Source organism: Endozoicomonas sp. ISHI1, from assembly GCF_024606225.1.
GTDB lineage: Bacteria > Pseudomonadota > Gammaproteobacteria > Pseudomonadales > Endozoicomonadaceae > Endozoicomonas_A.
The window spans coordinates 46,103-55,739 of the sequence record NZ_JAGRPU010000036.1; the positions used below are offsets into that span (position 1 = coordinate 46,103).

A 9,637-nucleotide genomic window follows, 5' to 3' on the forward strand; every position below is an offset into this window, starting at 1 on the left:
TTTTTGTGGGCGTCCCATAGACTCAGGCACATTGATTGACGTTTGCACGAGACTGTATAGCATCGCACTGGCTTGTGCGCCATAAACGGAGTTGGTGAACAGCTTGTTTTGTAAAGGATTGGGTCCGTCTGACAGAAATCTTAATCAGACGACAAAGGTCTTTTTAGAAAATACTCCCACACCCATCAAGTAACTCTAATTCCTGACAGCTCTGATAAACATCAGAATCAATCTCTAATAATAAAGGGTCTCGCTTTTTTAACCGTTTTATTTCGCTGAATGCCCGTTGTATCCATCCTTCCAGTATGTGGTCAGAGATATTGATTTTGGCTTTTTCAAGGACGGTTACTATGTGCATAAGCTCCATTTCATCCTTATACTCGTCCAGTAATGTCAGTATTTCGGTGCTAAAAACTTCTGCCTGGTTGAGCTTTGACCATAAACTGCCAAACGGCTGTTTTTCTCGTTTGTCGTCTTGCGGGTTAAAGTGTTGTGGTTCCGGTTCACTGACCGGCTCAGAGGCTACAGTTTCCCTGAATTGAACGTTTTCCAGATATTGGGACAGTGATTCTTTAATCTCATCGGGGCATTCTGTGCCTGGTGTTTCCATTCTTTCTTTCAGTTTGCCAAGCAAGGATTCAGGCAGTCTCTCTTTATGATGGTCAAGGGATCTCCAGGCGACGGGTTTGATGGCCACTCCTCTTTTGATCAGAGTAGCCAGAACATGAACAGGTAAAGGATTAAAGGGGGCTGCTTCAACCGCACCTTTAGCCTTCAGAGTTTTGTTTTCGGCTAGTCTGGCTTCGTGTCTTTGGATGTATACCGGGTCACCCGGGTTTAAACGTTTTTGCCAATCCTCTGCTGTCAAATAATAGTGTTCAGGCATGTCAGTGATTTTCAAAAAAAACCTGAACTGTTCCTCTGACCAGTTGCTGATTTCTATTGTTTCATCCTGTACTTTCAGCTGTGGCATCGGATAACGATAGATCTGAACACCGTCACCCATTGCCTCAACCTCAAGCCAATGCCCTTTGACAGTATAAGACATCTCGTTGAGGTTCTGCATCAGCACAGCGATATAACTCAGAGCCAGCTGTTCTCCTGATGGAATGAGTTCAGAGACAGGTATTTCAACGTTGTTGTTATCAGTTGTGCGCATCCCGGACAGAAAGTGTTCGGGGATATCGTTATCCCAGGGCAGAAGGCTATGGGTTTTGAGCAACGCTTCAAACAGTATCTGGATGCCTTCTTTGCTGATGTCATCCGTTTTTAGTTGAAGGCAGGCTTCAAGCAGCCGTTTTAACCATTGGGAGGAATGCCCTTGGCTGAGTTTTTGCAGGGCGCTCAAAGAAGGAAACAGGTCGAATACAGCCCGGGCATGGCCGGCATCGAGAAAACGCAGCTGATCATCCTTTGTTAACGGTTGCAGGATTCCCAGGTAGAGTCTTTGCATATAGTCGAGTTTCAGCACCCCCGACAAGGGTTGTAACAGTGCTGAGTACTGCTTCCATAGTCGTTTATCCGGCAATGACTTCAGCTGCCTGGCAAAATAGACAAAACGCTCCCTGTCTTCATCGGAAGAACAGAGGAACATTGCTTTATTTAACACCCGCAAAGGCACGGCTTTAACTGAATGACGCCACAAAAAATGCCGATCCAGTTGATTAGCCTGAAGGTAGCGCGCGACGCTTTTGCTTCCAGAAGAAGATAAAAGTCCTATCAATGATTCCAGCATCAGAACCGTTTTAGTCTTTTCATGGAATTGGCAGAATTGTTTTAAAACCGTCCATGTTAGTGACCAGTCTGGCTTAGGGGTGGAAAGATAAAGGGCGACCGTTTTTATCTGGCGATTGCATTTGTCGTCATCCTCTTCATCCTCTGAATCGCTATTGCATTCGTCATCTGCTTCATGATCCGGGTTGCTGTGTTCTCCAGTAAGTTCCGCAAGCAGTAACTGTTTCAGTTGTGTTTCCTGATGTTGCAGCACCTCAATAGCGGGTAGCCCTGCTGATGCCCAGAGCCTGGTCATAATTTTCAGTAGCCAATGATTGGTTGCTCCCCGTTGACCTAACCAGCCCAGCACCTTTTTCACGGGCTTATGTTTGGGCAAGCCCTGGAAATGATTCATGGACGAGAAGGCGCGGAACAACTTTATATTGAACTCACCATTCTTGTCTTTCCATTCTGGCCAGCCCAGCACCTCTCTCACTTGATCATGTTTGAGCATGCTTTTGCCATGATTCATAGACGAGAAGGAGCGGAACAGCTCCATATTGAACTCGCCATCCTTGTCTTTCCATTCCGGCCAGCCTAGCACCTCTCTAACTTCCTCATGTTTGAGAATGCCTTCGCCATTATTCATAGACGAGAAGGAGCGGAACAGCTCCATATTGAACTCGCCATACTTGTCTTTCCATTCCGGCCAGCCCAGAACCTCGCTCACTTCCTCATGTTTGAGCATGCCTTTGCCATTATTCATAGACGAGAGGGAGCGGAACAGCTCCATACTAAACTTGCCATCCTTGTCCTTCCATTCCGGCCAGCCCAGAACCTCGCTCACTTGCTCATGTTTGAGCATGCCTTTGCCATTATTCATAGACGAGAAGGAGCGGAACAGCTCCATATTGAACTCGCCATAGTTGTCTTTCCATTCGAGCCAGCCCAGCACCTCTCTCACTTCCACATGTTTGAGCATGCCTTTGCCCATGTTCATGGATGAGAAGGAGCGGAACAGCTCCATATTGAACTCGCCATCCTTGTCTTTCCATTCTGGCCAGGCGAGTACTTCTTTCACTTCCTTTTGTTTGAGCATGCCTTTGCCACTATTCATGGATGAGAAGGAGCGGAACAGCTCCATACTGAACTCGCCATCCTTGTCTTTCCATTGCGGACAGGCGAGTACCTCTTTCACTTGCTCATGTCCGGGGATGCCTTTGCAATGATTTATAGACGAGAAGGAGCGGAACAGCTCCATACTGAACTGGCCATCCTTGTCTTTCCATTGTGGCCAGGCGAGTACCTCTTTCACTTCCTCAAGTTTGAGCATGCCTTTGCCATGATTCATAGACGAGAAGGAGCGGAACAGCTCCATACTGAACTCGCCATCCTTGTCTTTCCATTCCAGCCAGCCCAGCACCTCTTTCACATCCTTTTGTTTGAGCATGCCTTTACCGCTGTTCATGGATGAGAAGGAACGGAACAGCTCCATACTAAACTCGTCATCCTTGTCTTTCCATTCCGGCCAGCCCAGCACCTCTTTCACATCCATTTGTTTGAGCACGCCTTTACCATTGTTCATGGATGAGAAGGAGCGGAACAGCTCCATATTGAACTCGCCACTCTTGTCTTTCCATTCCGGCCAGCCCAGCACCTCTATCACATCCTTTTGTTTGAGCAAGCCTTTACCATTGTTCATGGATGAGAAGGAGCGGAACAGCTCCATATTGAACTCGCCACTCTTGTCTTTCCATTGTGACCAGCCCAGCACCTCTCTTACTTCCTCATGTTTGAGCATGCCTTTGCCATGACTCATAGATGAGAAGGAGCGTAACAGCTCCATATTGAACTCGTCATTCTTGTCCTTCCATTCCGGCCAGGCAAGCACCTCTTTCACTTGCTGATGTTTGAGTATGCCTCTACACGTGTTCATGGATGAGAAGGAGCGGAACAGCTCCATACTGAACTCGCCATCCTTGTCTTTCCATTCCGGCCAGCCTAGCACCTCTTTCACTTGCTCATGTTTGAGCATGCCTTTGCTGCTATTCATGGACGAGAAGGATCGGAACAACTTCGTATTAAACTCGCCATCCCTGGCTTTCCATTCTGGCCAGCCCAGTATTGCTTTCACTTCCTTATGTGTGGGCACGCCTTTACCATTATTCATGGACGAGAAGGAATTCAATACATCCAAACGTGCTAAATATTCGAGTTCACTCAGGCTACGTTCTGTGAAACTCCGGATATGTTTTTTTCTATTGTTTAACATGCTGGTCAGCATGCCTGTATTTTTGAAGTTTTCAGAAAGGTGCCCAAAAAAAGCGGTGGCATTATCGAAGAAGCTATTAAATGAACTTCTCTCTAGAAAGCCGAGGAGTTTATAAAAAGTAGACTTGACTGTGATGTTTTTTTTCTTGAATACCTCCATCAGGGTTTGTACTTTTTCCAGCTCTTCCTGACTTAATTCGTATTCGATATTTTCTTTTACTTTTTCCAATGGGTCACCGGGGATCTGAGTGTCTGCCGGTTTCTTTTTTTTGGCCGATGGCGCAGTAGCAGCTGCTTCAGTATTATTTCTCTTTCTACCCGGGCCCTTCTTTTTTTTCTGGGCCGGTTCTGATGAATCCGGCTTTGTTTCTTTCCGGATTCGTTTTGCTCTTTTTTTACTCTGATTGTCCGAAAGGCACTTGCTGCATAAAATCACGGAGGCAGTTGCCTCATTGGTTATTCGCCTTAATTCCTGTGTATTCAGTGCCTTGTTGCACTTGAAACAAGTGACAGCAGAACTTCCGGTATCCTGTTCAGCTGAAGGTTCCAGCGGGTCTTCATCTTCACGACTGCTGTCGTTTGTCGAATCGGCTCCCTGTTTACGGGCAGCAGATCCGCTCATCTGGCCGGTCTGACTCGTTGTTGCGGTCGATGATGCTTTGGTCGTTCGGGAGGATGGATTCTTTTTCTTGGTAGCCGACTGTCGGCCAGAATATTTGCCAGCAGCGATCTCACGGTAAACACTGAGTTCCTGACCATTCTCTGCCAGCCATGTCTGAATCAATCCCGGATGCATCGTTGCCGGATCTGACGTTTCCAGATCAAGAAGATCTGCTTCAATCACCATGATCCGGTCTGACAATATCCGGGCCAGAGTGGTTTGACCCGTCGCAGTAGCCCATAGTCGTTTGATTCGTAACATTCGAAGCAGTTGCCTTTTTTGTTGCAGGCATTTTTGAACAGGGGCAAGAACAAGGGAGAGATCCGGCTCGGGCTCCGGATCAGGATTCCAGTTGTTTTTGTCAGGTGGCTTATCACCATCATCTCCCCCGGCAGCGCTCGTGGTGAACAGCGCAGTGGAAGGGTGCTCTGAGGCTTCGGGAGACATAACCATCAGTTCAGTGCGGCGTGTTTGTTTCATTGGCCAAACGGGCAGGGGAGGCAATTGGAGAGACGCGGGAGGACTGTTATTTGGCAGCAGCTGAAGCAAATGGAGGGCGAGTTGCATAAACCCAACCTGAAGGGGGCCGGGCAGTTCAGGTCCAGCCAACCTGTTGTCATACAAGAAATGCGCTGGTAGCGGGCTTAAGCCGACTAATTCCACTGCAGGCAGGGACTCCCGGAACATTATTGTCACTAACAGAAGCAGCGATCGGACTATCGGGCAGATAGTGTTGTTTTTTTGTGGGCGTCCCATAGACTCAGGCGCATTGATTGACGTTTGCACGAGACTGTATAGCATCGCACTGGCTTGTGCGCCATAAACGGAGTTGGTGAGCAGCTTGTTTTGTAAAGGATTGGGTCCGTCTGACAGAAATCTTAAGCAGACGACACAGGTCTTTTTAGAAAATACTCCCACACCCATCAAGTAACTCTAATTCCTGACAGCTCTGATAAACATCAGGATCAATCTCTAATAATAAAGGGTCTCGTCTTTTTAACCGCTTTATTTCGCTGAATGCCCGTTGTATCCATCTTTCCAGTATGTGGTCAGAGATATTGATTTTGGCTTTTTTAAGAACGGTCACTATATGCATAAGCTCCATTTCATCCCAATATTCGTCCAGTAATGTCAGTATTTCGGTGCCAAAAACTTCTGTCTGGTCGAGCTTTAACCATAAACTGCCAAACGCCTGTTTTTCTTGTTTGTCGTCTGGCGGGTTAACGTTTTGTGGTTCCGATTCACTGACCGGCTCAGAGGCTTCAGCTTCCCTGGATTGAAGGTTTTCAAGATATTGGGACAGTGATTCTTTAATCTCATCGGGGCATTCTGTGCCTGATGTTTCCATTCTTTCTTTCAGTTTGCCAAGCAAGGATTCAGGCAGTCTCTCTTTATGATGGTCAAGGGACCTCCAGGCGACGGGTTTGATGGCCATTCCTCTTTTGATCAGGTTAGCCAGAACATGAACAGGTAAAGGGTTGAAGGGGACTGCTTCAACCGCACCTTTAGCCTTCAGCGCTTTGTTTGCGGCCAGTCTGGCTTCGCGTCTTTGGATGTAGACCGGGTCATCCGGGTTTAAGTGCTTTTGCCATTGATCTGCTGTCAAATAATACTGTTCAGACACCCCTGTGATTTTCAAAAAAATCCTGAACTGTTCTTCTGACCAGTTGCTGATTTCTATTGTTTCATCCTGTATTTTCAGCCGTGGCATGGGATAGCGATAGATCTGAACACCGTCAGCCAGCACCTCAACCTCAAGCCGCTGCCCTTTAACAGTAAAAGACATCCCGTTGAGGTTCTGCATCAGCACAGCGATATAACTCAGGGCCAGCTCTTCTCCTGATGGAATAAGTCCAGAGACAGGTATCTCAACATTGTTGTTGGTCGTTCGCATCCCGGACAGAAAGTGACCAGGGATATCGTGATCCCAGGGCAGAAGGCCATGGGTTTTGAGCAGTGCTTCAAACAGTATCTGGATGCCTTCTTTGGTGATGTCATGGGTTTTTAGTTGGAGGCAGGCTTCAAGCAGCCGTTTTAACCATTGGGAGGAACGCTCTTTGCTGAGTTTTTGCAGGGCGCTCAACGAGGGAAACAGCTCGAATACAGCCCGGGCATGGCTGGCATCCAGAAAACGCAGCTGATCATCCTTTGTTAAGGGTTGCAGGATTTCCAGGTAGAGCCTTTTCATGTAGTCGAGTCTCAGCACCTCTGACAATGGTTGTAAATAGGCTGAGTACTGTTCCCATAGTCCTTTATCCGGCAATGACTTCAGCCGCTTGGCAAAATAGACAAAACGCTCCCTGTCTTCATCGGAAGAAAACAGAAACATGGCTTTATTTAACACACTCAAAGGCACGGCTCTCATTGAATGATGCCACAAAAAATGCCGATCCAGTTGACTAGCCTGAAGGTAGCGCTCGACGCTTTTTCCTCCGGAAGAAGATAAAAGCCCTATCAATGATTCCAGTATCTGAACCGTTTTAGTCTTTTCATGGAATTGGCAGAATTGTTTTAAAACCGTCCAGTTTAATGACCAGTCTGGCTTAAGGGTGGAAAGATATAGAGCGACCGTTTTTATCTGGCGATTGTATTTGTTATCCCCTTCATCCTCTGAATCACTATTGTATTCGTCATCTCCTTTATTACCCGGGTTGCTATGCTCTCCGGTAAATTCTGTAAACAGCGATTCTTTCAGTTGCCTTTCCTGATGTTGCAGTACTTCAACCGCAGGAAGCCCTGCTGATTTCCAGAGCCTGGTCATAATTTGCAGTAGCCAATGATTGGAGGCCCCGTAGTCACCTATCCAGCCCAGCACTTTTTTCACAGGCTCATGTTTGGGCAAGCCATGGCGATGATTCATAGACGAAAAAGTACGGAACAACTTCATATTGAGCTTGCCATTCTTGTGCTTCCATTCCGGCCAGTTCAGCACCTCTTTCACTTTCTCATGTTTGGGTATGCCTTTGTGAGTATTCATGGACGAGAAAGCGCGGAACAGCTCCATATTGAATTCACCATCCTTGTTTTTCCATTCCGGCCAGCCCAGCACGTCTACCACTTCCTCATGGTTGAGTAGGCCTCTGCAATGATTCATGGACGCGAAGGCTCGGAACAGCGGCATATTGAACTCGTCATCCTTGTCTTTCCATTCTGGCCAGCCCAGCACCTCTTTCACTTCCTCATGTTTTAGTATGCCCCGGCCATGATTCATGGACGAGAAGGAACGGAACCACTCCATACTGAACTCATCATTCTTGTCTTTCCATTCCGGCCAGCCCAGTACCTCTGTCACTTCCTGACGTTTGAGCATGCCTTGGCCATTATTCATGGACGAGAAGGCTCGGAACCGCTCCATATTGAACTCATCATCCTTGTCTCTCCATTCCGGCCAACCCAGCACATTTTTTACTTCCTCATGCCTGAGCATACCCAGGCCATTATTCATGGACGAGAAGGCGCGAAAAAGCTCTATATTGAATTTGCCATTCTCGTCTTTCCATTCTGGCCAGCCCAGCACTTCTCTTATTTCCTGATGTTTGAGCAAGCCTTTGTTATTATTCATGGACGAGAAGGCGCGAAACAGCACCACACTGAACTCGCCGTCCTTGTCTTTCCATTCCGGCCAGCCCAGCACTTCTTTGACTTTTTTATGTTTGAGCATGCCTTTGCCACTATTCATGGACGAGAAGGCACGGAACAGCTCCATATTGAACTCGCCACCCTTGTCTTTCCATTCCGGCCAGTCCAGCACCTCTTCCACTTGCTCATGTTTGAGCATGCCTTTGCTATGGTTCATTGACGAGAAGGAGCGGAACAGTTCCATACTGAACTCGCCATACTTGTCTTTCCATTCCGGCCAGCCCAGCACCTCTTCCACTTGTTCATGTTTGAGCATGCCTTTGCCATGGTTCATTGACGAGAAGGAGCGGAACAGTTCCATACTGAACTCGCCATCCTTGTCTTTCCATTCCGTCCAGCTCATCATCTCATTCACTTCCTCATGTTTGAGCCTGCCCTGGCCATTATTCATGGACGAGAAGGAGCGGAACAGCTCCATACTGAACTCGCCATCCCTGTCTTTCCATTCCGGCCAGTCCAATACCTCTTTCACTTGCTCATGTTTGAGCAGACCTTTTCTATGGTTCATAGACGAGAAGCAGCGGAACAGCCACATACTGAACTTGCCATTCTTGTCTTTCCATTCCGGCCAGCCCAGCACCTCTTTCACTTGCTCATGTTTGAGCATGCCTTTGCCATTATTCATGGATGAGAAGGTGCGGAACAGCTCCATGCTGAACTTGCCATCCTTGTCGTTCCATTCAGGCCAGCCTAGTACCTCTTTAACTTGCTCATGTTTGAGCATGCCTTTGCTACTATTCGAAGACGAGAAGGAGTGGAACAGCTCCGTGATGAACTCGCCATTCCTGTCTTGCCATTCCGGCCAGCCCAGTACCTCTTTAACTTGCTCATGTTTGAGCATGCCTTTGCTACTATTCATGGACGAGAAGGATCGGAACAGCTCCAAACGGAACTCGCCAACCTTGTCTTTCCATTCCGGCCAGCCCAGCACTTCTTTCACATTCTCATGTTCGGGTATGCCTTTGCCATTATTCAAGGATGAGAAGGAGCGGAACAGCCCCATACTGAACTCGCCATCCTTGTCCTTCCATTCTGGCCATCCAAGCACCTCTTTTACTTGCTCATGTTTGAGCATGCCTTTGCCATTATTCATGGATGAGAAGGTGCGGAACAGCTCCATGCTGAACTCGCCATCCTTGTCGTTCCATTCAGGCCAGCCCAGCACCAGTTTGACTTCCTCATGTTTGAGCAAACCCTGGCCATTATTCATGGACGAGAAAGAGCGAAACAGTTCCATATTGAACTCGCCATCCTTGTTTTTCCATTCTGGCCAGCCCAGTATGGCGTTCACTTCCTTATGTGTGGGCACACCCTTGTTACTATTCATGGATGAGAAAGAAGTCAATAAATCCA

The 9,637-nt window shown here is 47.5% G+C and carries 2 protein-coding genes; both read right to left on the reverse strand.

Annotated features, from left to right (window positions below; all coding sequences use genetic code 11):
- Window positions 1–163 precede the first annotated feature (163 nt).
- On the reverse strand, window positions 164–5,212 hold the full coding sequence (locus KBW69_RS18930) for a hypothetical protein (RefSeq protein ID WP_257281873.1): 5,049 nt from the start codon (window positions 5,210–5,212) through the stop codon (window positions 164–166).
- 334 nt (window positions 5,213–5,546) lie between these two features.
- The coding region (locus KBW69_RS18935; RefSeq protein WP_257281874.1) for a hypothetical protein at window positions 5,547–9,637 on the reverse strand (4,091 nt) is incomplete at its 5' end.